At 58.2% G+C, this 23796-nt stretch carries 23 protein-coding genes, 3 tRNA genes and 2 pseudogenes; 25 read left to right on the top strand and 3 right to left on the bottom strand.

Annotated elements, in window-relative coordinates:
- The first annotated feature begins 137 nt into the window (after window positions 1-137).
- The 9 genes from C1H69_RS03450 to C1H69_RS03410 all read left to right on the top strand — a co-directional run bounded on the left by C1H69_RS03450 (window position 138) and on the right by C1H69_RS03410 (window position 6072).
- Complete coding sequence (locus C1H69_RS03450; RefSeq protein WP_102652020.1) at window positions 138-593, top strand: acetyl-CoA sensor PanZ family protein; 456 nt, start codon at window positions 138-140, stop codon at window positions 591-593.
- The gene (locus C1H69_RS03445) at window positions 590-2947 is read left to right on the top strand and encodes an AsmA family protein (protein WP_102652019.1); all 2358 of its coding nucleotides are present in this window, start codon (window positions 590-592) and stop codon (window positions 2945-2947) included. The genes C1H69_RS03450 and C1H69_RS03445 overlap by 4 nt, the downstream gene beginning before the upstream one ends.
- Window positions 2948-3053: 106 nt before the next feature.
- Entirely contained in the window at window positions 3054-4133 is a 1080-nt protein-coding gene (gene mutY / locus C1H69_RS03440) for an A/G-specific adenine glycosylase (RefSeq protein WP_102652038.1), read from the top strand.
- A gap of 51 nt (window positions 4134-4184) precedes the next feature.
- Complete coding sequence (locus C1H69_RS03435) at window positions 4185-4457, top strand: oxidative damage protection protein (RefSeq protein WP_102652018.1); 273 nt, start codon at window positions 4185-4187, stop codon at window positions 4455-4457.
- 93 nt (window positions 4458-4550) lie between these two features.
- Window positions 4551-4626 (top strand) — tRNA-Phe (locus C1H69_RS03430).
- Between the two features lie 6 nt (window positions 4627-4632).
- Window positions 4633-4707: transfer RNA gene (locus C1H69_RS03425), tRNA-Gln, on the top strand.
- A 46-nt stretch (window positions 4708-4753) separates the two neighbouring features.
- Window positions 4754-4829, top strand: a tRNA-Thr gene (locus tag C1H69_RS03420).
- Between the two features lie 126 nt (window positions 4830-4955).
- Window positions 4956-5828 carry a ParA family protein gene (locus C1H69_RS03415; protein WP_102652017.1) on the top strand — a complete coding sequence of 291 codons (873 nt, stop codon included), beginning with the start codon at window positions 4956-4958 and terminating at the stop codon, window positions 5826-5828.
- Entirely contained in the window at window positions 5815-6072 is a 258-nt protein-coding gene (locus tag C1H69_RS03410; protein WP_102652016.1) for a DnaB-like helicase N-terminal domain-containing protein, read from the top strand. The genes C1H69_RS03415 and C1H69_RS03410 overlap by 14 nt, the downstream gene beginning before the upstream one ends.
- 239 nt (window positions 6073-6311) lie before the next feature.
- Here C1H69_RS03410 and C1H69_RS23515 read toward each other — a convergent pair whose 3' ends face one another.
- The gene (locus tag C1H69_RS23515) at window positions 6312-6473 is read right to left on the bottom strand and encodes a hypothetical protein (protein WP_165789408.1); all 162 of its coding nucleotides are present in this window, start codon (window positions 6471-6473) and stop codon (window positions 6312-6314) included.
- Between the two features lie 406 nt (window positions 6474-6879).
- On the opposite strand from C1H69_RS23515, the gene C1H69_RS03400 reads away from it, so the two are divergent.
- The 10 genes and pseudogenes from C1H69_RS03400 (at window position 6880) to C1H69_RS03360 (ending at window position 15473) form a co-directional block, all read left to right on the top strand.
- The gene (locus C1H69_RS03400) at window positions 6880-7545 is read left to right on the top strand and encodes an amino acid ABC transporter permease (protein WP_102652014.1); all 666 of its coding nucleotides are present in this window, start codon (window positions 6880-6882) and stop codon (window positions 7543-7545) included.
- A gap of 6 nt (window positions 7546-7551) precedes the next feature.
- Window positions 7552-8334, top strand: coding sequence for an amino acid ABC transporter ATP-binding protein (locus C1H69_RS03395; protein ID WP_102652013.1), 783 nt, complete (start codon window positions 7552-7554; stop codon window positions 8332-8334).
- On the top strand, window positions 8331-9197 hold the full coding sequence (locus C1H69_RS03390) for a substrate-binding periplasmic protein (RefSeq protein ID WP_102652012.1): 867 nt from the start codon (window positions 8331-8333) through the stop codon (window positions 9195-9197). Before C1H69_RS03395 ends, C1H69_RS03390 begins: the two co-directional genes overlap by 4 nt.
- Window positions 9198-9259: 62 nt before the next feature.
- A complete protein-coding gene (locus tag C1H69_RS03385; protein ID WP_102652011.1) occupies window positions 9260-10504 on the top strand; it encodes a M20/M25/M40 family metallo-hydrolase in 1245 nt (414 codons plus the stop codon).
- A gap of 71 nt (window positions 10505-10575) precedes the next feature.
- Window positions 10576-11562: an arginase family protein gene (locus C1H69_RS03380; protein WP_205738402.1), complete on the top strand. Its 987-nt coding sequence runs from the start codon at window positions 10576-10578 to the stop codon at window positions 11560-11562.
- Window positions 11563-11617: 55 nt separating this feature from the next.
- Window positions 11618-11737: pseudogene (locus C1H69_RS24360) on the top strand (helix-turn-helix domain-containing protein); the annotation flags it as partial.
- Between the two features lie 111 nt (window positions 11738-11848).
- Window positions 11849-12118 carry a cupin domain-containing protein gene (locus tag C1H69_RS24355; protein ID WP_338066159.1) on the top strand — a complete coding sequence of 90 codons (270 nt, stop codon included), beginning with the start codon at window positions 11849-11851 and terminating at the stop codon, window positions 12116-12118.
- A 59-nt stretch (window positions 12119-12177) separates the two neighbouring features.
- Entirely contained in the window at window positions 12178-13413 is a 1236-nt protein-coding gene (locus C1H69_RS03370; protein WP_102652008.1) for a M20 family metallo-hydrolase, read from the top strand.
- A 186-nt stretch (window positions 13414-13599) separates the two neighbouring features.
- Window positions 13600-14601 carry a quinone oxidoreductase family protein gene (locus C1H69_RS03365; protein WP_102652007.1) on the top strand — a complete coding sequence of 334 codons (1002 nt, stop codon included), beginning with the start codon at window positions 13600-13602 and terminating at the stop codon, window positions 14599-14601.
- Window positions 14602-14705: 104 nt separating this feature from the next.
- Window positions 14706-15473: pseudogene (locus tag C1H69_RS03360) on the top strand (IS30 family transposase).
- Window positions 15474-15489: 16 nt separating this feature from the next.
- On the opposite strand, the gene C1H69_RS03355 reads toward C1H69_RS03360, so the two are convergent.
- Together C1H69_RS03355 and C1H69_RS03350 are read right to left on the bottom strand one after the other, a co-directional pair.
- Entirely contained in the window at window positions 15490-16239 is a 750-nt protein-coding gene (locus tag C1H69_RS03355) for a transporter substrate-binding domain-containing protein (protein WP_102652006.1), read from the bottom strand.
- Window positions 16240-16306: 67 nt separating this feature from the next.
- Complete coding sequence (locus C1H69_RS03350; protein ID WP_165789407.1) at window positions 16307-17428, bottom strand: NAD(P)/FAD-dependent oxidoreductase; 1122 nt, start codon at window positions 17426-17428, stop codon at window positions 16307-16309.
- Window positions 17429-17524: 96 nt separating this feature from the next.
- On the opposite strand from C1H69_RS03350, the gene C1H69_RS03345 reads away from it, so the two are divergent.
- From C1H69_RS03345 to C1H69_RS03320, 6 genes are all read left to right on the top strand, one after another.
- Entirely contained in the window at window positions 17525-18457 is a 933-nt protein-coding gene (locus C1H69_RS03345; protein ID WP_102652004.1) for a LysR substrate-binding domain-containing protein, read from the top strand.
- Between the two features lie 376 nt (window positions 18458-18833).
- Window positions 18834-19760, top strand: coding sequence for a LysR substrate-binding domain-containing protein (locus C1H69_RS03340; RefSeq protein ID WP_102652003.1), 927 nt, complete (start codon window positions 18834-18836; stop codon window positions 19758-19760).
- A gap of 148 nt (window positions 19761-19908) precedes the next feature.
- The gene (locus C1H69_RS03335) at window positions 19909-20946 is read left to right on the top strand and encodes an ABC transporter substrate-binding protein (RefSeq protein ID WP_240609797.1); all 1038 of its coding nucleotides are present in this window, start codon (window positions 19909-19911) and stop codon (window positions 20944-20946) included.
- 80 nt (window positions 20947-21026) lie between these two features.
- A complete protein-coding gene (locus C1H69_RS03330) occupies window positions 21027-22091 on the top strand; it encodes an ABC transporter ATP-binding protein (protein WP_102652002.1) in 1065 nt (354 codons plus the stop codon).
- Entirely contained in the window at window positions 22084-22986 is a 903-nt protein-coding gene (locus tag C1H69_RS03325; protein ID WP_102652001.1) for an ABC transporter permease, read from the top strand. The genes C1H69_RS03330 and C1H69_RS03325 overlap by 8 nt, the downstream gene beginning before the upstream one ends.
- A 14-nt stretch (window positions 22987-23000) precedes the next feature.
- Window positions 23001-23795, top strand: a complete 795-nt coding sequence (locus C1H69_RS03320) for an ABC transporter permease (protein ID WP_102652000.1) — start codon at window positions 23001-23003, stop codon at window positions 23793-23795.
- The last annotated feature ends 1 nt before the right edge of the window (window position 23796 follow it).

The following is a 23796-nucleotide window of genomic DNA, read 5'->3' as shown; positions in this document are numbered from 1 at the left end:
TCCTGGCCGGTTACCGGGCGGGCAAGTCGCTGTGCTTGCCGTCATGGGCCGTTCATTATAGAGAATCGACCCCCTCATCCGCTACAATGCGCCCATTACAGTGGCGGCGGCGATGCCGCAGCCCAGGGAGACCCACCATGCCGGTAACGCTTCATCATGTCGATCAGGCCGCCTGGGCGTCGGACATGCAGGTGCGGCACGATCTGCAGCGCATCTATGCCGATGCCCCAGTCGAGCGGCTCTCCGTTCCCGTGGATGAGTTCATTCGCAGCCACCTCGATGCCGGCGACTTCTTCAGCTGTGCTCGCTTCAATGACCGCTTGCTGGGTGCTGTCGCGGTACGGTCCGACGCCCAGGCCTGGTGGTTATTGGAACTTTGTGTGCGAAAGACCACGCGTCGACGCGGTGTTGGCTCCCGGTTGCTGGCACTGGTGAGCAGCTCGGCCCGCTCCCAGGGACTGGAACTGCGAGTGCCGGCTTCTCAACTACCCCTGCCCGACCAACTGCTTTTGTCCCGGCTGGGCTATCGGTTGCACGCAACCGGCGACTATTTCGAGCTTGCTCCACCGCTGCAAGGAGGCGGTAACCCATGAAGCGACTTTTCCAGACGCTGCTGGCGGCCATTGGTGTTCTGGCCGTCGTGGTGGTCGCAGCCGTGGTTTATGTCACCACGTTTCTCGATCCCGAGGACTTCAAGCCGCGCCTTATCGAGGTGGTGCGAGAGCACAGCGGGATGGAGCTGACCCTGGATGGCCCGTTCACCTGGTCCTTCTACCCGCGATTGGGCGTAAGTGTGGAGCGAGTGGAGAGCCGCCTGCCGGAGCAGTCGGAAGAGGCAGCTCCCTTCCTGGCCTTTGACAAGGCCGAGGTAAGCCTGGCCTTTGCGCCACTGCTGCGTGGTGAGATTGCCATCGAGGGATTGACCCTGGATGGCATGCGATTGCGCCTGGAACGTGACGAGGAGGGGCAGGGTAACTGGGAAACCCTGCTTCAGCGGCTGGACGAGCGACGTGAAGGCGCTGAATCGGCACTGGCGCCAGCCAGTGCCGGGCCCAGCCTGGAAGGCAGCAACCTGGGCGTGGCCCTCAATATCGCCAGCGTACAGGTACGCAACGGAGCCGTCCGGTTCCGGGACCTGGGGGCCGAGCGGGAATGGGTGCTCGAGGAAGTGGGCCTGTCGGGCACCAACGTCAACCCCGAGCGCGCCTTCCCCCTCAAGACTTCCTTTCGTCTGTCCACCTATGCGGCACTGGACTGGCGCGAGCTGGAGCGTCCCCCGGGGCTGGCCAGCGAGATCTCCCTGGAGGGGCGAGTACGCCTGGCCCTGGCCGAGCGTCGCTATGTGATGGAGAGCGTGCAACTGGGTACTTCGACTCGGTTGGGTGGCGTCGAGGGTAGACAACAGGTGGACCTGGCAGGCCAGCAACTGGTGCTGGACCTGTCGAGACAACGCTTGCATATGCAGGACGGTCGGCTCGATACGGTCCTGCAGCACCCGGGCCTGGGAGACAATCCCTTGCCCCTGACGCTGGCCTTCGTGCTGGATGCCGACCTGGTCGACTACACGGCACAGCTACGTGAGCTGCAGCTGACGGGGCCTGATAATCTGCGATTGAGCGGTAGCCTCAATCTCGCCAACCTCGACGAGGCGCCAAGCTACAGTGGTCAGGTCAGCCTGGCGCCGCTGTCGCTTCGCCCCTGGCTGACACGGTTGGGGCAGCTGCCGCAAATGGCGGGGCCTGGCGCTCTGTCCGACGTGGCATTGACCAGCCCGGTGCGTGGGGACCTGAGCCGCTTCGAGTTGTCCGGCCTGACCCTGGTGCTGGATGACAGCACCTTTACCGGCCGGTTCGCCTCGAGCTTCGATGGCAGTATGGTGGACGTCGCCCTGCAGGGTGACCGACTGGATCTGGACAATTACCTGCCGCCTCCCGATACCGCGGATCAGAGTGCATCGCGAGGCACCTTTCTCGGGGTCTCCCTTGCCCATGCTGCCGATGAGAGCGACGCAGCCCCGCTGTTGCCGACCGAATGGCTGGCCGATGTGGCACTTGATGGTGTCCTGGAGCTGGAGCGCCTGCGGTTGATGGGGCTCGACTTCTCCGACGTGGAGCTGGCGTTTTCCGGTAGTGAAGGGCAGCAGCGCCTGGAGCGCTTCGCCTCTCGGTTCTATGGCGGTGAGCTGGAGGTGAACGGCGGGCTGGACCTCACGCATGAACCGATCCAGTGGCGGTTGACGCCGAGCCTCTCCCGGGTTCGCCTGGAGCCGCTGCTGCAAGCCCTGAGCCGTGACGATAGCCCGGCACCGCTGCGAGGCCGGCTCACCCTGGGTGGTGAGCTGCAGTCGCGGGACAATACCTGGCCCGCGCTCAAGCGTAACCTGAACGGGCAACTGAGCGGGCATGTGGAAGAGGGGGCCGTCCTCGATGTGAATGTCTCTGAAGAACTGTGCACGGTGGCCGCCATGTTCGAAGGCAAGGAGATGACGAGCGATTGGAGTGACGACACGCGTTTCGAGCGCGCCGAGGCCAGCTTGAGAATCAGTGACGGCGTGAGCCGTAGTGATGACATCCTGATCGTTATTCCCGGCATCGAACTGGCTGGTACGGGGGAGCTGGATCTGGTCACCGAGCGTTTCGACCTGCGTGCCGCCGCCCGCTTCGTGGACGGTGCCGATGCGGCCTGCTCGGTCAACCCGCGACTCGAGCGTGTGCCGCTGCCGATGCGCTGCTCCGGCCACTATACCGGCGACAGCAGTGAGTGGTGTCGCTTTGACCGCGAGGCGTTTCAGGCCACCCTGATCGAGCTGGTGAGGGACGAAGTGTCGGGCCGGGCCGGGAGCGAGCTCGAGCGTCGCCTGGAAAGGCCGCTCGAAAGACTCGATGAACGACTGGGAGAAGAGACCGGCAAGGAACTTCGCGATGCCCTGCGTGGTCTGTTTAATTGAGTAGCAAGCAAGACAGTCATTGCGCCGACTTTCCCAGTCGGCGCTTTTTTTGGCGATGGATATTCAGGTGGTGAATGCTTTGGTGAAGGATGCCCCCGAGACAGCCATGCCGGCGCCGGTTCTCACACCCGAGGAGTTCCAGCGCCGCCTGTTGGCATGGTTCGAGCGCCACGGTCGTCACGATCTGCCCTGGCAGCAGGATCGATCGCCCTACCGGGTCTGGATTTCCGAAATCATGCTGCAGCAGACCCAGGTTGCCACCGTCATTCCCTATTTCGAGCGCTTCATGGCCCGCTTCCCGACCGTGCAGGCACTGGCCGATGCCGGACAGGATGAGGTCCTGCACCTCTGGACGGGGCTTGGCTACTACGCTCGGGGACGTAACCTGCACAAGGCGTCGCGTCAGGTGGTGAACGAGCATGGTGGGGAGCTGCCGGTGCACAGTCTCGACGCGCTGGCTGAACTGCCGGGCATCGGGCGCTCCACGGCCGGTGCCATCATCGCGCAGAGTCGTGGCCGGCGTGCGGTGATCCTCGATGGCAACGTCAAGCGCAGCCTGTCCCGGCTGCATGCCGTGGAAGGCTGGTCAGGGCGTTCGGCCGTGGCTCGTCGGCTGTGGGCGCTGGCCGAGTATTACACCCCCCACGAGTACGTGACCGATTACACTCAGGCGATGATGGATTTCGGAGCGACCCTGTGTCGGCGTGGCCAGCCGGACTGCCCATCCTGCCCCTTCGCCGATGTCTGTGTGGCCCGTGGGCGGGGGGAAGAGCGCCGTTTCCCTGAATCGAAACCCAGGAAAGTGCTGCCGACCCGTACGACCCGCATGCTGTTGCTGCAGGATGCCGAAGGGAGGGTCCTGCTGGAGCGTCGTCCGTCCAGTGGGCTCTGGGGTGGTCTCTGGAGCCTGCCCCAGTTCGATGACGATGAACAGCTTCAGGCCTGGCTGGACGCTCATGTTCCAGACGCGGAACTGGGACGCACCTGGTCGCCCTTTACCCATGTCTTCAGCCACTTTCGCCTGGAGATCACGCCGCAGCCGGCGCGCTGCAATGCTGCCTTGGCCGTAGACGAGGCGCGCCGCTGGTATGACCCCGGCGAACCTGCCAGCATCGGGCTGGCCGCACCGGTCAAGTCATTGCTGACCACAATGGCGCCTTTCACGCTTGAGCCGACCGGGGCCTGACCCAGAGCCTGGCGGTGCCAATTCGACAATGCCAATTCAAGGAGAGCGACCATGAGTCGGACCGTGTTCTGCCGTAAGTATCAGCAGGAGCTGGAAGCACTGCCGTTTCCGCCATTGCCTGGCAAGAAGGGGCAGGATATCCAGGCCCACGTATCGAGAAAGGCCTGGGAGGAGTGGCAATCCCTGCAGACTCGCCTGATCAACGAGAAGCATCTCAACATGCTTGATCCCGAGGCGCGCAGCTATCTGAGCGACCAGATGGAGCGCTTCCTGGACAACCGCGAAACCGATCAGGCGGAGGGCTATGTGCCGCGGGATCAGTGAGCGGATGGGCATTGCCGGGGTTTCGCCATCTTCATGAATCGGAAGGGGTTGACGCTGGGGGTAGTATCTTGTTTAATACGCACCGTTGGCAGCGGCCAGATAGCTCAGTCGGTAGAGCAGGGGATTGAAAATCCCCGTGTCGGCGGTTCGATTCCGTCTCTGGCCACCAATCTGCTGGGGTATAGCCAAGTGGTAAGGCACCGGTTTTTGGTATCGGCATTCCCAGGTTCGAATCCTGGTACCCCAGCCACGCCAACCCTTTTCCGATTCTGCATCTCGCCTGAGTCGGTTCCCGAGCCGGCATAGCTCAGTTGGTAGAGCAACTGACTTGTAATCAGTAGGTCCCGGGTTCGACTCCTGGTGCCGGCACCAATACAAGCCTAGCAGCTCACTGCTACGCGGGAATCTGCGAGAGAAGAAAACCCAAGCCACTAAGGTGGCTCCCCATGCGTTTTGTCGTTTTGCATCTGCTGTTTCAACCAAGCAGGGGGCGACGATATGCGTATCATTTCAGTCATTTGCAGCAAAGGCGGGGTCGGAAAGACCACCACGACCGCGAACCTCGGCGGGCTTCTCGCCGATGCGGGCTACCAGGTCCTTATGGTCGACCTGGATACCCAGCCATCCCTCTCCAGTTATTATCGTCTCAGACAGACGGCGCCAGGCGGCGTCTACGAGCTTATCGCTCAAAACGATACTCGTCCTGAGCGGATCATCTCTCGCACGGAGATCGACGGGCTCGATATCGTCATCTCCAATGATCAACAGGGGCAACTGCCACAGCTTCTGCTCAACGCACCGGATGGACGATTCCGACTCGCCCACTTGCTGAGTGCCGAGTCGCTTGCCAGTTACGACTGCGTCCTGGTCGACACACAGGGCGCGAGGTCTGTCATGTTGGAATCGGCCGTTCTGGCTGCCGATCATACTCTGTCGCCTATCCCTCCTGACATGCTATCCGCCCGTGAGTTCGCGCGCGGCACTGTCGGTCTGCTCGATGATCTCAAGACGATGACGCGTTACACGACGCTGACAGTCCCACGGCTGTCGTTGATGTTCAACCGCGTCGATGAGACGCGAGATGGCAAGGATATCGTCAATCAGCTTCGAGAGCTGTACGTAGGCGATGAACGCATTCACGTGATGGATAGCCAACTTCGCATGCTGGCCGCGTTCCGACAGGCCTCGTCGCTTGGTGAGCCGATACACCGCTTCGAACCGGTCAAACCGTATGCAGGACGGAAGACCCCAGCGGGCGCCGACCTAATTAAAGCGATTGCTATGGAGCTCAATCCAGAATGGGCCTCGGCCATTGATGCGATGCGCAGCAACCGCGGCAACGGAGAGGAGCGCGGCCATGTCTGCCATTGAACATACCTCCGATGTACCGGTCATTGGCCACCTTCCACCGCATCGTCTCGAGGCAGAGCAGTCCGCACTCGGCGCCGTGATGCTCGACAACCAGGCCTGGGACGAAGTCGCTGATCGGGTGTCGCCAAGCAGCTTTTACCAGCCAGCCCATCAACGCATATTTTCAGCTATCCAGCAGTTAGTTACTGCGCAAAACCGGTGCGGAGAAGCGAGAGGTGGAACGCCAGGAGGAGCTCTGATTTAGATAAAATGAACCATAACGAGTTTAAATTTCCTGCTGTAGTGGCACTTGATCTGGGCTCTTCTATGACTTTCGCTTGAGTCGTAGGAGATGCCCCACCATGACCGGCCGTAACATCCGCATCAACTTCCCCATGGCCGTATCCTTGGCCGCTGTACTCACCTTCTCCGCCAGCGGCACCATGGCGCCGTCCGCATCCGACAGTCTCTACTACCAGATCGGTAGTGCATTCCCGTTTCCAGTCAGCGCCGGCCGGCTACAACCCCTTCGCACAAGGGATCGGCATCCGCTGGAATGCCGGCATGACGTGCGGCAATTTCGATCTCGGAGCGACGATGTCCAACCAGCTCAATGGTATGACCCGAGGTTTCCAGAACCTCATGGGGTCCGGTGGATGATTCCATGAGCTTCATAGTGGTGCGAAACGATGCCATGAATGGTGCGTTGAGCATGGGGAAAGGCGCACCATAAGTTGGCGCTCGCGACGACTCTCTGGCTCGATAATTTCGTTAACGATCAAAATAATTCCCTGAATAGAAGACGTTTTCTGGGAGTGTACATTTATGGTGCATAAAACCCTTCCGAGTGGAGTACGAATGCGCACCATTTTATGTATATCCATGCACCTTTATCGAACTTCTGAAAAATTATGTTTTTTACGATTTTTGGGGCTTGAGGTCTCCAGAGGGGTGATGCTAATGTTGAGCTGTACTCAACTTAAGGTGAGTGGGACTCAAGTTTTAAGAAAATGATGAGCGCCATGAAACCGCGCGTTCGCCATAATAATTCCAACGGTGGGGTAGAATCGTCATGGGGTATGAATGGCAATTTTCCGTTCTGTATCAATACTGGCCGATATTCGTGCGGGGTGCGATTACAACGTTGGAGATAACGCTCCTGTCCGCCTTGTTGGCGCTTGTCATCGGGTTGCCGGCGGGAGTGGGAAAAGAAGCCAGGATGTGGCCGATACGCTGCGTATGCTCCGTTTATATCGAAGTCATTCGGGGCACGCCGGCACTGGTGCAGATCGTTTGGATATATTACTGCCTTCCGATTATCCTGGGCGTCCAGCTTTCCGGAAAAACGACGATGATCGTGGCGCTTGGGCTGCATGCTGGCGCCTATGTGGCCGAGATCTTCCGGGCGGGCATCGCCTCGGTGGACAAGGGGCAGTTTGCGGCAGCCAAATCGATAGGGATGGGTTATTGGCAATCGCTACGTCGTATCATCCTTCCGCAAGCCGTCAAAACCATGATTCCCCCTTTTATCAACGAGTTTGCGACACTATTGAAGCTTACGACGCTGGGGTCGGCCATTGCCGTATATGAACTGCTGCATGAGTCCAATAACTTGATCGCATCAATCTACCGTCCTCTTGAGGTGTATACCTTTCTTGCGGTCGTTTTCTTCATGATCACTTATCCGTTCATTTACATGTCGTTACGCCTCGAAAGACGACTCAAGAGAGGTGAGTAAGCCACCATGTCCGCACTCGTTGAAATACAAGACGTGAAGAAATCGTTCGGATCGAACGAGGTACTGAAGGGCGTTTCGATCGCGGTAGAACCCCATGAGGTGCTGGTTGTCATCGGTGCCAGTGGGTCCGGAAAGAGCACTCTTTTGAAGTGCATCAACTTTCTCGAAACGTACGATGAAGGGCGAATTGTATTCGATGGAAAGCTGGTCGGTTACAAGGAGAACGACCAGGGTCGTGACATAGCGCCCGAGAGCGAAACGCGCGAGATAAGAAAGAACATCGGCATGGTGTTCCAGAACTTCAATCTGTTTCCCCACAAGTCCGTTCTGGAGAACGTCATCGAAGGACCGGTGCAAGTCAAGGGCGTTACGAAATCGGAAGCCATCGAGTATGCCGATGAGCTGTTGAAGAAAGTCGGTCTCGCCGACAAACGCGATGCGCGTCCCTCGACGCTCTCGGGAGGTCAGCAGCAGCGAGCCGCGATTGCACGTTCGCTCGCCATGCGGCCGAAACTCATGCTCTTCGACGAGCCGACGTCCGCCCTCGACCCCGAGCTGGTCGGCGAGGTGCTCGCCACGATACGCGGTTTGGCCGAGGAGGGAATGACGATGATCATCGTCACTCATGAAATGGCCTTTGCGCGAGACGTGGCGGACCGCGTCATTTTCATGGATGACGGAATAGTGGCGGAGGAAGCTTCGCCGGAAGAGATTTTCACCAACCCCAAAGCACAGAGAACGCAGGATTTTCTGGCGCGTGTGCTCAACCAAAGAAAGGTCTTGCCATGAAAACAACAAAGCTTACCATCTCCCTCTTACTGGCCTTGGCCATGGGCCTGGGAGCCGTCTCCACGGCAGTGGCGCAATCGCTACAAGACATCGTGAACCGTGGGACCATTCGAATCGGCTATATCCCCTCTCCTCCGGGGACGATCATGGACCCCGTCTCGGGCGAGTTGAGAGGTTTCTACGTCGACGGCATGCGTGAAATCGCCGAGCAGATGGGCGTGGAGCCGGAGTTCGTCGAAACGACATGGGGGAACTTCGTCGCGGGGCTGCAATCCGGCCAGTTCGACGTTTCCATCGCCGGTACCTTCGCCACCGTGCAGCGCTCCATGGTGGTCGATTTTACCACTCCCATTTTCTACCTCGGTTATGGCGCCATCGTACGCACCGACGAGACTCGCTATGAAACACTCGAGGACATGAACGATCCGGATACTCGCATTGCCGTCGTGCAAGGCGGGTCCGCGGAGGACTTCGCGCGCCGCAACATGCCCGAGGCCACGATCATCTCCCTGGATACGGGCAATCTGACGGCGCCCTTCGTCGAGGTCATGTCCAACCGTGCCGACGTGGCCATCGAAGACGGCTACACCATGAGCAGGTTCATCGAGCAGCAGCCATCGGTTATGAACCTATTCGAAGAAAACCCCTACAACTTTACGCCGATCGCCTGGTCGGTCCGCAAGGGTAACACCGATTTGCTGTCGACCCTCAATGCGGGAGTCGACATGCTGATTTCATCCGGCCAGTGGGATGCATTGGCTCGCGAGTACGTGGATGGCGAGGAAGCCACTCGCTATATCAATGCCCCCAACTTCATCGCCTTCCCGCGTCCGGCCAACGCTGGTACGACCTCTGAAGAGTGATGAGGCTCATGCAGGGTGATTATATTGGTATCGCCCTGCCACCTGGTTCCAGGGGAGGGACGATGAAACAGCAGATACTGGATTGGATCGAAGAGGATCGCGGTCTCATCGTGGGTTTTCTTCGAGACTTCGTCAGAGCCAAGTCCCCCAATCCACCCGGCGACACCCGGGCAGCGATGGAACATATACGCGATTTTCTCGATGCACGGGAAGTCGCTTATGACCTCGTCGTTCGTGACGAGACGATGCCGAACCTGATGGCGAGCCGATCTTTCCAGGAGGGTGGCAAGCACTTGGTGCTGAATGGTCATATCGATGTCTTTCCTGCCGAAGAGGATGGAAGCTGGATCCATCCACCCTGGGAGGGGCGCATCGTCGACGATGTCATTCATGGCCGCGGCATTGCCGACATGAAGGTGGGAACCACCGCCTCCATCATGACATTCCTTTACTTGTCGCGATTGTCCAAAATGCTGCATGGCAGGCTCACCCTGACGGTGGTGTCGGACGAGGAGACCTTCGGTCCGAACGGCAGCCGGCACCTGTTCGAGAACTGTCCCGAGCGCGTTACCGGCACCGCCTGCCTGAACGGCGAACCCAGTAGCGCCCAGACGGTGCGCTTCGGCGAGAAGGGTACCGTCTGGCTGCGCTTCGAGATGACGACCGCGGGAGGCCATGGCGCCTATCCGCATCTGGGCGAAAACGCCATCGACCGGGCCTTCGCCTTGATTCAGGAACTGCGGGAGTTCACCCATCGCGACGTGGAGGAGTCCGAGGCGATCGCTGCCCTTCTCGGTAAATCCGGCGAGATGTACGACATCGCCTACGGAGAGGGGGCCGCCGAGGTGGCGCGTTCGATCACCATGAACGTGGGAACCATGCAGGCCGGACCCAAGGTCAACATGGTCGCCTCTCGATGTACCTTCGAAGTGGATTTTCGTCTTCCTGTCGGAATGGCATGCGCCTCGCTCCTCGAATGGATCGACTCACTGTCGGCCATGCATGCCTTCAGCTATGTAACGCTGTTGGTGAACGAGTCCAACTGGATCTCTCCGGACAATGAGCTGACCGCCGCCGTCAAGCGAAACGCAAGAAGCGTCACGGGCATCGAACCCGCCGATGTGATCGGTTTGGGAAACACCGATGCTCGCCTTTGGCGATACCGGCGGGTGCCGGCCGTCGTCTATGGTCCCACGCCTCGTGGCATGGGTGGCAACGACGAACAAGTGCCGATCGAGGAGGCGCTGAATGTCGTGCGGGTGCACGCTCTTTCTGCCTTCGATTACTTGAGCAACAAGGGAGCCTGAACATGTTTGATTACCCGGACTGGAAGACACTGCGGCAGTCGACTTTCATTCAGTCGAAGTTCTTTCCCCACTTGGCCGAGGATACGCCCACCTTCTTCGGCGTTCCACAGGCGCTCTCCAAAGAGGATCTACTTGGTGCCGATGTGGTCATCATCGGTGCGCCATACGTGGCGGGATGGGGAGATCAATATTTCGGTGTCGACAAGAAGGAGTGGCTGCACTCATGCAAACGGGTGCGTCAGCAGTCGATTCGCTATCGCTCCGGATACATCCAGGATTTTGACTTGGATGTTTTTGAAACGATGAAGGTCGTCGACTATGGCGATGCCGACATTCCTCCCGAGGCCAGCTATGCGGGAACGGTCTCGAACATTCTCGAGGCTCAGGCGGCGGTGGAGAGAAAGGTGAAGGATGCGCTTGAGGCGGGGGCTGTGCCGATCGTGATCGGCCAGAACTCGCCCTGCGGTTCCTATGCCATCGCCAAGCCACTTTCCGAGAGTGTCGATGGGCCGGTTGGCATGGTGAGCCTGGACACTCACTGGGATGCCAATACGGCGGATCGTTTCTCCATGGACCCGCGCATCGCCGGCTCGGGAAACTGGAAGGACTCGGTCTACAAGAACTTGGCGAACTTTCATCCGAGGCACCTGGTGGAGATTGGCGAGCGAGGCATGCTGGAGCATCCGGACATCGTGCGTCGATATCTGCGTGACGGTGCCGAATTCATCTCCGGCTGGCGCTTGCGTACGGAGCTGGGCATCGAGGGCACGGTCAAGCTATTACCCAAGGCTTTCGACGGGACGGACGCCGTTTACGCGCATTTCGATCTGGATGTCATGGGCGGCGCGGGGCCCGCACCGGGCGATATTCTCGGCGAACTCGCCGAGCCCATCGGCATGACGGATTACGAGGTCATACGGATAGCGCACGAAAGCGGCAAGCTCGGTTGCAATGCGTTGTCCTTCATCTGCATTCCTCCCGGCTCTCCCGTCATGTACCGGGTCGTGGTATATTGCATCATGTATTTCATAGCTGGATTGGCGATGAGAAAATCATGAAATCATCCATGGGGCATAACATCAGGCAATTGCGTAAGCAGAAAAAAAAACTCAACTCGATATAGCGCAAGAGTGTGGCTGCACCGTCAGTTTTCTGTCCAAACTGGAGCATGGGAATACGGATGCCTCATTGAACATGTTGCATCGCATAGCCGCTTCGCTGGATGTGAACATCGGCACGCTTCTGGCATCCGACTCCTTGGGTAAATCCCGGATCGTTCGGGCGAAGGATAGGAAGTTCTCGACGGATCAGCTCGTGAGAAGGGGAGATGGAGTAAAGCTCGAAATGGTGTCGGAGCGGGCGATGGATACGCTATTGCAGGTAAATCTACACCATATTGCCAAGGGCGGACGCTCCGACGGGCAAATCACCCACATGGGGGAGGAGTTCATTTATGTATTGAAAGGAACAATAGAGCTTTATTTGGGAACGGAGAGTCATACGTTGGCCAAGGGGGACTCCGCATTCTTCAAATCCTCGGAACCGCATGGTTATGCAAACGTAGGGAATACACCTGCCACCATTCTATGGCTCAACACTCCCCCTACTTATTGAGTGCATTTCCCTGATATAGGGCTCGTTCTCAATTATCGTTAGCAGAAGGCAAGGTAATAATGGATATAGGCGCGCTGTTAAATGGGAACTGGCTCTGGGATCGCCTGAACGACCTGGCCGCCATTGGCGCCTTGTCGAATGGAGGCGTGTGTCGCGAGGCCTTGAGCGATGGTGAGCGGTCGGCGCTGGTATTGCTGGCGGAGTGGGCGGGTCAACTCGGTTGCACGATCCACACCGATGCCATCGGCAACCTGTTCATACGCCGCGAGGGTATCGAAGCGCTTCCCCCCGTGTTGATAGGGAGTCACATCGACACCCAGCCCGTGGGTGGCAAGTATGACGGTACCTACGGCGTACTGGCGGGGCTGGCCCTCTTGGAAGCGTTTCACCGGGCGGGAGTCGAGCACCGGCGACCCATAGAAGTGGTGGCGTGGACCAACGAGGAGGGCAGTCGCTTCTCTCCAGCCGCCATGGGTTCCGCATGCTTCACGGGGCATGCCGACCATGAGACATTGCGTGAACTGAGGGACGTAGACGGTACAAGGCTTGGCGACGAGCTCGACCGTACGCTGCTGAAGCTCGAGAGGCTCGGTGCGACACGCCGGGAATTCGGCTTCCCCGTCCACTGCTATCTTGAAGCCCATATAGAGCAAGGTCCCATTCTCGAAGCGGAGGGGGCCGTCGTTGGAATAGTGAATGCGATTCAAGGCGCCAACTGGTACCAATTCGAAGTGCGTGGCTCGGTGGCCCATGCGGGGACAACGCCTCGTGCCCTAAGAAAAGATGCCTTTGCGGGGGCAATGGAGCTGGCGGCGGCGTTGAGGGAGCAAGCCACGGACCCCGATGACGAGGTTCGTTTTACCATCGGCAGGTTCATTCTCCAGCCTGGTTCTCCGAACACCATTCCCGACTCGGCGACCTTCACGGTCGATCTGCGGCATTATGACAATACGCTTCTGGAGCGGCTCGATCTCGCCTTTTCGAAGCTGGCGGAACGCAAATGGGCCAACTGCAGCGTCGAGATGAGGCGTGAGATGTGCCTGGGAACCGTGCGCTTCGACGATGGGTTGCTGAATGTATTGGAGCGTACCGCCAAGCGACAGGGAATCGAATACCGTCGTCTCTCCTCGGGAGCCTTTCATGACGCCGCTCACTTGGCCAGACACTGCCCTTCGGCCATGTTGTTCATACCGTGCGAAGGCGGGATTAGCCATCATCCCCACGAGAGAATCACCAAGGAGGACGCCATCGCTGGCGCCCGGGTATTGGCCGAGGCCGTCATTTCCATTGCCTAATACTACAGACGTAGTTGTCATGGTGATCGAGCCTTCATCCGTATGCACTGGTGGCGACAATGACATTGCCAGGCGCGATACTGAGGCAGCCTATTTCCGTGCGGGGGGCATCTTGCCCTTCGTGCTGGATCAACTGTTGGATCATGCCGCAGGTTCCACGTCCTCAGCCCAGAGAGCGATTGCCCAATGAAAGCCATCACTATCGAGACTTATGGAGGCCCGGAGGTCCTGCAGCTTCGCCAGGACGTGCCAGAGCCGCAAGCAACCCCCGGGCACGTCGTGGTGAAAGTCGCGTATGCGGGGATCAACTTCATGGACGTGCACACGCGCCAAGGCAAATACGCCTCCTCGGTCACGTATCCGGTGCGCGCGCCTTGTACGTTGGGCATGGAAGGGGCGGGTGAAGTGGTCGCGGTAGGCGAGGGCGTCGATCACCTGGTCGCCGGTGATCGCGCCGCGTGGTGTATCGCCTGGGGCAGCTATGCCGAGTATGCCCGAGTCCCTGTCACCAAGGTCGCCAAGATTCCGGATGCCATCCCTTTCGACCTGGCCGCCGCGGCGATCTTCCAAGGCGCTACCGCCCACTATCTGGTCGAAGACATCGCGCAGCTGCACAGCGCCAGCACCTGCCTGATCCACGCGGCCTCCGGCAGCATCGGCCAGTTGCTGGTACAAATGGCCAGGCGCCGGGGGGCAACGGTATTCGCCACCGCCAGTACTGAGCGCAAATGCGCGATCGCGCTGGAGCGCGGGGCGCATTACGCCATGGGCTACGACAAGGGAGGTTTCGCCGACCGCGTTCGCCAGCAGACCCAGGGCCGTGGCGTCGATGTAGTATTCGACTCGGTGGGCAAAAGTACCCTGCGCGACAGCTTCAGAGCGTGCCGAACGCGGGGGTTGATCGTCAACTACGGCAACGTCTCGGGCTCCCTCACCGATCTTGATCCCATCGAACTGGGCGAGGCGGGCTCGCTGTTCCTGACGCGGCCCCGGTTGGCCGATCACATGAGCGACGGGCCGACCGTACAGCGGCGCGCCGATGCGGTATTCGCCGCCATCCTCGAAGGTTCGTTGCGTATCGACATCGAGGGGCATTACTCGATGGACGATGTACAACAGGTCCACGCACGTATCGAAGCGCGCGAGCAAATTGGCAAATCAGTGATGCGTATCGTCAACAATCACTGAAACCTAGATTCATAGAATAACCGCAGCACTTTGGACCACCCGGTAGAAGCGAGAAGGCCAGCGCCGGTACCCTTCTCGGCTCACCGACCAAAGTGAAGCAGAGCATGGGATACCGACAGCTGACCCAGATCCAACGATATCAGATTCACGCCCGTCATGACCTAGGCAGGAGCCAGCGGCAGATCGCTAGAGAGCTTGGCCTCCACAGCAGCACGATCAGCCGTGAGCTGCGCCGCAATGCCACCTGCAGTGGCTATGATCCCGAGCAGGCGCAATCACTCAGCGATCACCGGCGTAGAACCGCCTGGAAGTGGACGAAGCGCTTGTCCAGTATGATCACTGCCGTCGTCGATCGACTGCGTGAGGAGTGGAGTCCTGAACAGATCAGCGATTTCATGGCGCCCCTGGTCAGCGCTGGTGTCAGGCACCTGTGGATCGGGCCTGGTGACATGGGTAGAGCGCCGTAGTGGTTACCTGTTGGCAGCACGGCTGACCAAGGTCTCAGCAGAGCTGACGCAGGCAGCCATGATCCGGTTGCTGAAGCCCCGCCGAGGTGCTGTACACAGCATCACGCTGGATAATGGCTCGGAGTTCGCCGGCCACGAGGGCGTAGCCAAGGCGGTGACCGCAGCGACCTACTTTTGTGATCCCCTATTGTTCCGGGCAACGTGGGAGTAACGAGAATACCAATGGCCTGATACGGCAGTATTTCCCCAAGGGAACGGACTTTCGAAAGGTCAGTGATGCCGAGGTAGGTGAGGTAGCTGAATGACCGCCCCAGAAAGCGTCTCGGATATCGAACACCGGCACTGGTGTTCCTGGGTGAATACTCAGGGGCACTGAACACCGCAGGTGCTGCGCTTATTGCTTGAATTCAGGAAATCCAGGCTAGTTGTCGAAGTGGATTTCGAAGATTACATCGAAGGTGCCGTCCGCTTTCAATTCGGCCATGGCCTCATTGAATGCTTCTGCCAATGCCTCGTCACGTTGCCGGAATGCGGCGCCGATGCCCGGTCCGTAGATGGATTCAGGACCGGTCACCAGTTCGCCTTGCCGTGTAAAACGGTCATCGTTGAACATAGTCCTCTGGGCCAGGGGGAACGCGGTGAACACCAGGTCGAGTCGACCAGCGTGCATGTCGGCAACCACCGAACCAGAGTCAGCGTAGCGACGGATCTCTGCACCAGGGTAGAACTGAGTGACGTACTCGTCCTGGATGGTCCCTTGCTGAACGCCTATCGCCATGCCCTCAAGCGGGCCATTCATATCGTGCTCGGCGTCAGCCTTGCCGACCCAGACAGAAGGCACCTGATAATACGGATCCGAGAACAGAACCTGGTACGAGCGCTCTTCGGTAATGTTCATTGCCGATGCAATGAGATCGAAATTTCGCACTTGTAGTGCCGGAATGATGCCATCCCAAGCTTGCTCAACCCACACGCATTCGCGCTGCATTCGTTCGCAGGCAGCGTTGACGAGTTCTACCTCGAAACCAGTAATAGTGCCGTCCGGTAGCTTGTACTGATAGGGCTCATAGGGCACATCGACGCCGATGCGCAGCGGTCTTTCTTTCGCATTGGCCACTCCTCCGAGCAGGATAGCTGCTAACAGCAGAGTGGAGAGGGTATGAATTCGCATATTGGTTTCCTCGCAGTTTGTTTTGTCGTGTGAGCGTGGGTGATACCGGGTCGGTCTTGTTATGCCGTTATGGGTTGAGGACGAAACGAGAGAACCTCGCTCCGGAGAACTTGGCGTATTCGTGACTTAGGTTGTCTTGCAGGATTGATTCGGCCAGTCGCCCGGCATGGAAGGCTGCCAGGCTGATACCGCTGTGACTGCTTAGGCCATAGGCTCCAGGGTATTGCCGTGACGCTTCATAGAGAGGGTGGCCGTCTGGTGTCATCACGCGCAGCGCTCCCCACGAGCGCACCAGTCGCGCACGGGCGAGAAACGGAAAGATGCGTACCGCGCGATCGGCCAACTGCTGCATGACTGGCAGGGTCACCCCCCTGTCGAAACCGACCTCTTCCTGGGTGTCCCCGATCAAGTACGCGCCACTAGCCGTCTGTCGGACCTGTGGGGTGGGCAGTTGGGCAACCTTCGGTAGGCGTTCAGTCACCAAGACCTGGCCGCGCACCGGACGCACCGCCCCACTGAGCCCCAGCATCGGCGCTAATGCCGCACTGCCCAGGCCAGCAGCGAGGATAAGGCGCTCAGCCTCGTAGGTGCCGCGCGAGGTCACCGCTCGAAAGCCATTCATGAGAGGAGTGAGCAAACGCACCTCGCTGGCAGGACGATAATCGAGCCCGAGCCCAAGATTCGCTGCGAACAGCGCGCGCAGTAGATACAGGGGATTGCAATGGCCGTCATGGGGCGACCAGGTACCACCGTGCACGTCCTCGCCGAGCCCCGGGAGATACGAGGCAAGCGATTTGCGGTCGAGATATTGCCAGCGGAATTGGCGCGCCAGGGCGGGGGATGCCGCTTGGATCGCCGAGTACTCGCGTTGTCGCGCCCCTGCCTCCTCCTGATCGAAGCAGAGATCGACCCCACCCCGGTGTTCGTATTCGAGGTCTAGCCCGGTGCGCCCCTCGAGTTCAGCGGCAAACTCAGGCCAGGCCAGGCTCGCTTCGAAACTGAGTTCGGCATAGGCTGGCATGCCTGCGCCCTTGCCCTGCACCCAAGTGAGACCGGCGTTACCCCGCGAGGCGCGCAGGGTGTCGTCGCTGCCATCGAGCACCGTGACGCGGCGACCTGCACGCAGCAGACCATAGGCCACTGCCATACCGACCACACCACCGCCGATGATTAGGAAATCCTGCTGCATGCCGTCCGCTTCTTGTGAGTGGTATGCCATCGACGATAGCGAGGCGAACGGTATACGATCCAATACCAATAATTGTCATGACGATACACAAATATTATGAAGCTCCCCCATCTTCGCGATAAGCAGGTACTTGCTTTCAAGCAGGTCATGGAATGCGGCACGGTTTCCGGTGCGGCAAGGCGCATGCTCATCGCCCAGCCCGGGGTGACTCGCCTGCTCAAGCAGCTTGAGCATGATCTGGGCTTTCACCTGTTTGAACGGGTGCGTGGCCGCTTGATACCGACACCTGAAGCGCGCCTCTTCCATCGCGAAGTACAGCGGGTATGGACCGGCATCGACCATCTGCGCGATACCGCACGACGGATACGGGAACGAGAAGTGGGGGGGCTCAGAATCAGCGCCATGCCTCTTCTTGGCATGACCTTTTTACCCGATGTCCTGGCCGAATTTGCCCCTGCCCACCCCGATACCCGGATCGAACTCGCCACCTTTCGCTCCGAACAGGTCGTCGAAGATGTCATCACCCAGCGCAGCGACCTTGGCTTCGCCATCGTGGCTGACAACGACGACCGCGTGAACAGCGAACGTTTTCGTCTCGACAGCTTGTGCGTACTGCCAAACAGGCATCCGCTCACCGCACGCGAGCGCATTTACGCAGAGGATCTGCATGACCAGGCGTTAATCTGCTTCGAGCCCCAGGATCCGCTGCGTCGGGCACTCGATGGGTTGCTGGAAGAAACGTGCATACAGCCGCGCCGATGGCTTGAAGTCTCACTGGCCCTTCAGGCCGCGCGTCTGGTCGCCAGGGGGGCCGGTATTGCCATTCTCGATCCCATCAGCGCCAGGGCCTTTGGTGGGGACTCGCTGACGCTGCGTCCCTTCGAACACAATTTGGGGGAAGATTTCGCGTTGTTGACGCCGCGCGACCAGCCGCTGTCGCGGCTTGCCCGGGATTTCGTCGCCGCCTTCCGCCAAGGCCTCGAACAGGCCACATCGATCCCGTTGCAGGCGGCTGAACGGCCTGCGTAAGCACGTTGCCCCTCTCCCTATCGGCTAGCGTCTATAACATTTCTGAATGAGATGGCCAAATTTATGTATTGGTTATTATGCTTCCTGCGATGATAGCTTTCACTCTGGCCTGGCTCGATCTCGGTACGCATTACCGCTGAACGTTTGGGTATTCCAAGAGGGCCCCGCTCACTGCGGAGAGAGGGAAGTGACAGCGGGAGAGATACGTCGAATGGTTGAGCTGTTGCGGACCCAATCGAATCAAGGCCTTTACGGTTAGTGAACTGCTTTCTGACGCCAATGGACAGAGCATCGAGGTGAGCGGCTATTCTCGCTTGCGCCCACCCTTCAAGCTGATTATGCCGGGACAACTGAGTCTAATCCAATAGGCAACAAGATGGTCAACCTCCGTCAGATCGAAGCTTTCCGGGCAGTCATGGTGCATAAGACCGTGACCCGTGCTGCTCAGACGCTGCACGTCTCACAGCCTGCCGTGAGCCGGCTCATCGCCGACCTTGAATATCACGTGGGCTTTTCCTTGTTCAAGCGAGACAAGGGGCGACTGGTCCCGACTCCAGAAGCGCAGGCGCTCTATGAAGATGTCGAGCGAGCCTTCGTGGGGCTTGACAAAATCACTGAAACTGCAAAAGAGATCCGCGAGTTCCGCACCGGCCGACTGTTTATCAGCTGCATGCCAGCATTGGCATTGAGCGTACTTCCGATCATGGTACATGACTTTTCTGCACGGCATCCGGGCATAACCGTCTCGCTTCAGGCACATAGTTCTCAGCGGGTTCTTGAGTGGGTCGGGACTCAGCAGTGCGACCTGGGATTCATGGGTATGCACATCGAGGATCCGGCAGTAACCATCTTACCCCTGGCAACAGGCTGCCTTCGACTGATGATGCAGCCATCCCACCCCTTGGCTAGGAAGCAGGTGGTATATACCCAGGATTTGGAGGATCAGCCATTCGTTTCCTTGGGCCAGCTACAGGATGTCAGGCCGCTCATCGACCAAGCCTTTCATGCGGCGGGTGTCAAGCGGCGCATGCGCATAGAGACACAGCTGTCCAGCGTAGCGTGCGAGCTGGTGAAAGCGGGAGCAGGTGTATCGTTGATCGATCCCGTGACGGCAAGTTTTTACTCCAAGCAAGGGTTGGTATCGAAACCTTTTCTTCCCGCGATCGACTTCCATTACAGCGCAGTCCTTCCCGCCTATCGTCCTCCGGCACGCCTGGCAATGGAATTCCTGGAGGATGCCAAGGTCCAGCTCCAGCGGTTGATCGACGCTGAAGGCGACGCTTCCTATAACATTGGTGAATAGGGTCGGCAAAAAACGGCATTAGTTTGCATGATCTCGCAGTGCTAGCTTCTAAGTCGTGGTGTCGATATGGCAGTGCAGCAATCATGAAGGGCTCTGGCTCTGTCGATATTGACTGACCTTTACAACAACAAACCCAAGGATCCCAAGCATGATGAATAGACGGGTACTACTCACTGCATCCATGACTGGCGTGATTGGACTTGCATCAGCATCAGTACAGGCAGATACCCTGTATATAGGCGCTTATGGTGGCTCATCGGAATATGCGATGAAGGAATCCATCATTCCTGCCTTTCAAGAAAAGCATGATGTCGATATCGTATACGTTGCCGGTAATTCCACTGACACATTGGCGCGACTCCAAGCCCAGGCGGGCCAGCAGGAGCTGAACGTTGTTCTGCTCGATGATGGACCAATGTATCAGGCCGTGAACCTAGGGTTTTGCTCACCAATGAATGGCTTGGAGGCGCTGGACGATGTTTATGACATTGCCCGCTTTCCAAATGACAATGCCGTAGGCGTGGGCGTGGTGGCATCTGGTTTTGCCTACAACGCTGAAATGTTTGAGCGAAACGGATGGGAGTCACCGTCTTCGTGGCGTGACCTGGCCGACGAAAAGTTCCAGGGGAAAATTGTTGTTCCTTCGGTTAGCAATACCTATGGGCTGCATACCTTGGTTATGGCTGCCAGGCTAAATGGTGGGGGAGAGGACGATATCGACCCTGGGTTCGAATACATTCAGGATTCAGTCGTTCCGAATATCCTCAGCTTCGAAACCTCTGCAGGTGGAATGTCACAGCTTTTCCAGAATGAGGAAATTGCACTTTCGGTTTGGGGGAGTGGGCGTGTTCAGGCACTGGCAGATACCGGATTTCCAGTGAAGTTTGCTTATCCTGAAGAGGGAGCAGTTGCCTTGATGGTTGCAGGGTGCATTGTTGATGGCAGTGGTGAAGACGAACTCTCCAGAGCTTTCATGGCGCACCTTCTCTCTCCTGAGATCCAGGCTGTCCTCGCGGACACTCAGGGCTGGGGGCCATCAAATCGATACACCGAGCTCGATGATGAATTGGCGGCGAGCTTGCCCTACGGTGACCGTATCGATCACCTGACCTCAGTGGATTGGGACACTATTAATCCACAGCGCATGGAATGGACAAATCGCTGGAATCGTCGCGTCGAGCGTTGATCAAGCCAATCCAACAATTCCATGCCTGGTGACCCCTGCCTGCCAATAGCCGCCAGGCAGGGGTTTGGGAGAGTCCTACCATGAGCTATCTGAGCCTGACGTCATTAACCAAATGCTATGGGCCCACCACTGCCGCTGAAGATATTACATTGGAGATCGAGAAAGGGGAGTTCGTCTCACTTCTTGGACCCTCCGGCTGCGGCAAGACTACCACCCTCCAGATGATCGCCGGGTTCGTAGAGCCGACCCGGGGGCGTATCCTCATGGACGGTGAAGACATCACTCATCGCAAGCCGAATGAGAGAGGCATTGGGATCGTATTCCAGTCCTATGCCCTTTTCCCGCACATGACGGTGGTCGATAACGTGCGCTTTGGGCTGGAAATGCGGCGTGTCCCCGCAGCCGAAAGCCGGCAGCGTGTGGGGGAGGTACTGGAGCTTGTCCATCTCGACCAGCTTAAGGACCGCTACCCTCGGGAGCTCTCCGGTGGACAGCGTCAACGCGTGGCTCTTGCGCGTGCCCTCGTGATTCAACCACCGCTTTTGCTGCTCGATGAGCCGCTGTCCAACCTCGATGCCAAGCTTCGTGAGGACATGCAGATCGAGCTCCGCAATATTCAACAGCAGGTCGGTACGACCACACTCATGGTCACCCATGACCAATCCGAAGCCCTTTCTCTCAGTGACCGTGTCGTTGTCATGAACCAGGGGCGCGTAGTGCAAGTCGATGAGCCTTTCAATGCCTATGAACGGCCTAGCGATGCCTTCGTCAGCTCATTCGTCGGCAAGACTAACCTGCTTACTGGCCTGATCGGGAAGAGGCAAGGCGACCAGACAGCCATACGCCTGGGTGATGCGACTCTCAAGCTCACGCTAGATGGTCCTCGTACCAGCAATCAGATACAGATCTCCATTCGCCCAGAGAAGCTCGAATTGACGGATTGCGCGAGCGGTAAGCTCAAGGGCCGGGTGAAGACACGGTTGTTCCTTGGTAACCACTGGCTCTATCAGGTCGACAGCAGTGCCGGTGAGTTATTCATCACCCAGCCCAACCTGGGGAAACGAGGCGTCGCGGTAGGTGATGACGTAGGTATCAGTTGGTCTCCCGGTGCCATTCGGCTACTTGAGGAGAAGGTCCATGGCTGAACTTGCATCGACTCTTCCGGCGACGACACCACGGTTCTTTCCAAAGTCGCTGATTCCATGGCTATTGAGCGCTCCTGGGGCGATATTCTTCCTGCTGCTGCTGGGCATGCCGTTGTTGATGACCCTAGTGCTCAGTTTCAATGGTTTTGATTATGCCGAAGGAATCATTGCTACCTTCAGTTTTGCGAATTATATGGAGGTCATTAAGGACGGCTACTTTCACGAGATATTCTTTCGAACCTATGCCATTAGCATGGCTGTCGTGGTGCTGTGCATAGCCATTGGTGTGCCAGAAGCTTATATCCTCTCAAGAATGCGTAGCCCATGGCGGTCACTGTTCCTTGTTGTAACCTTGACTCCACTGCTTATCTCAGTGGTAGTGCGTACCTTGGGCTGGGTACTGCTCATCGGTGGTAATGGTTTGCTGGGAAAAACACTGGAAGCCCTGGGCATTGCCGACGCCAGTGCGGGTAACCTTATGTATACCCATAGCGGCATCATTCTGGCGCTGGTTCATGTGCTAGTGCCCTTTATGGTGATCTCGGTATGGGCTGCCCTGCAGAAGCTCGATCCTTCCGTGGAGCATGCGGCGTTGTCGCTCGGCGCCAGTCACACAACGGTCTTTCGTCGAGTCGTAGTGCCGCAGATCATGCCCGGCATACTCTCCGGAAGTTTGATTGTATTCGCTCTGGCCGCCAGCGCATTTGCCACTCCGGCGATACTTGGCGGGCGACGGCTAAAAGTCGCAGCTACCGCAGCTTATGACGAATATCTCAACACCATGAATTGGCCCCTTGGTGCGTCCATTGCAGTGATTCTACTGATTGCAAATGTGGTCGTGGTGATGAGTTACAACCGCATGATGGAACGGCGCTTCCGCCGGACATTGGGCTAGAAGGAGACACTCATATGCAAAACAATGGGAAACTGGCCCTGTGTTTTCACACCTTGTTCGTGATCTTCCTGATGGCACCGCTTGTTGTCGTTATGCTGGTCGCTTTCACCCCGAACGGTTATATCTCGTATCCCACGGACGGCTTCTCGCTCAGGTGGTTCCGAGCCATTCTCGAGAACCGCAGCTTTATACAGGCATTCTGGAATAGCCTCTATCTTGGCATCGGCGCCGCCAGTGTTTCTGCTGTACTCGCTGTGCCTGCTGCCCTGGCCATCGCTCGCTACCAATTTCGGGGGCGGGAGGCGCTAGTAAGCCTATTCCTTTCACCGCTGATGATTCCACATGTGGTGCTGGGTGTCGCCTTTCTCAGCTTTTTCTCGCGAATCGGTGTCTATGGCAGTTTCTACGCCTTGGTGGCGGCCCACGTGATCATCATCATGCCGTATACCATGCGCCTGGTGATGGCTTCGGTATTCGGCATGGATCGCCGGGTCGAACAGGCTGCGCTGTCACTGGGAGCCAGCCAATGGACGGTCTTTAGGCGTGTCACCATGCCGATTATCTTGCCTGGTGTTGCTGGCGGCTGGATTCTCGCTTTCACCACCAGCTTCGATGAGCTGTCGATGACGATTTTCGTTGCGTCTCCCAGCACGACGACGCTGCCTGTCCAGATGTACAACCACATCGCTCACACCATCGACCCGCTGATTACCTCTGTCTCGACCGTGCTGATCGTGTTGACGGCCCTGTTGGTTCTAATACTGGACCGCATCTATGGACTCGACAAAGTCCTGATCGGCAAGGGATGAA

Source organism: Billgrantia endophytica (genome assembly GCF_002879615.1).
Classification (GTDB): domain Bacteria; phylum Pseudomonadota; class Gammaproteobacteria; order Pseudomonadales; family Halomonadaceae; genus Halomonas; species Halomonas endophytica.
The sequence above is the reverse complement of the archived record's forward strand: the minus strand, read 5'-3'. Positions and strand labels throughout refer to the sequence as shown.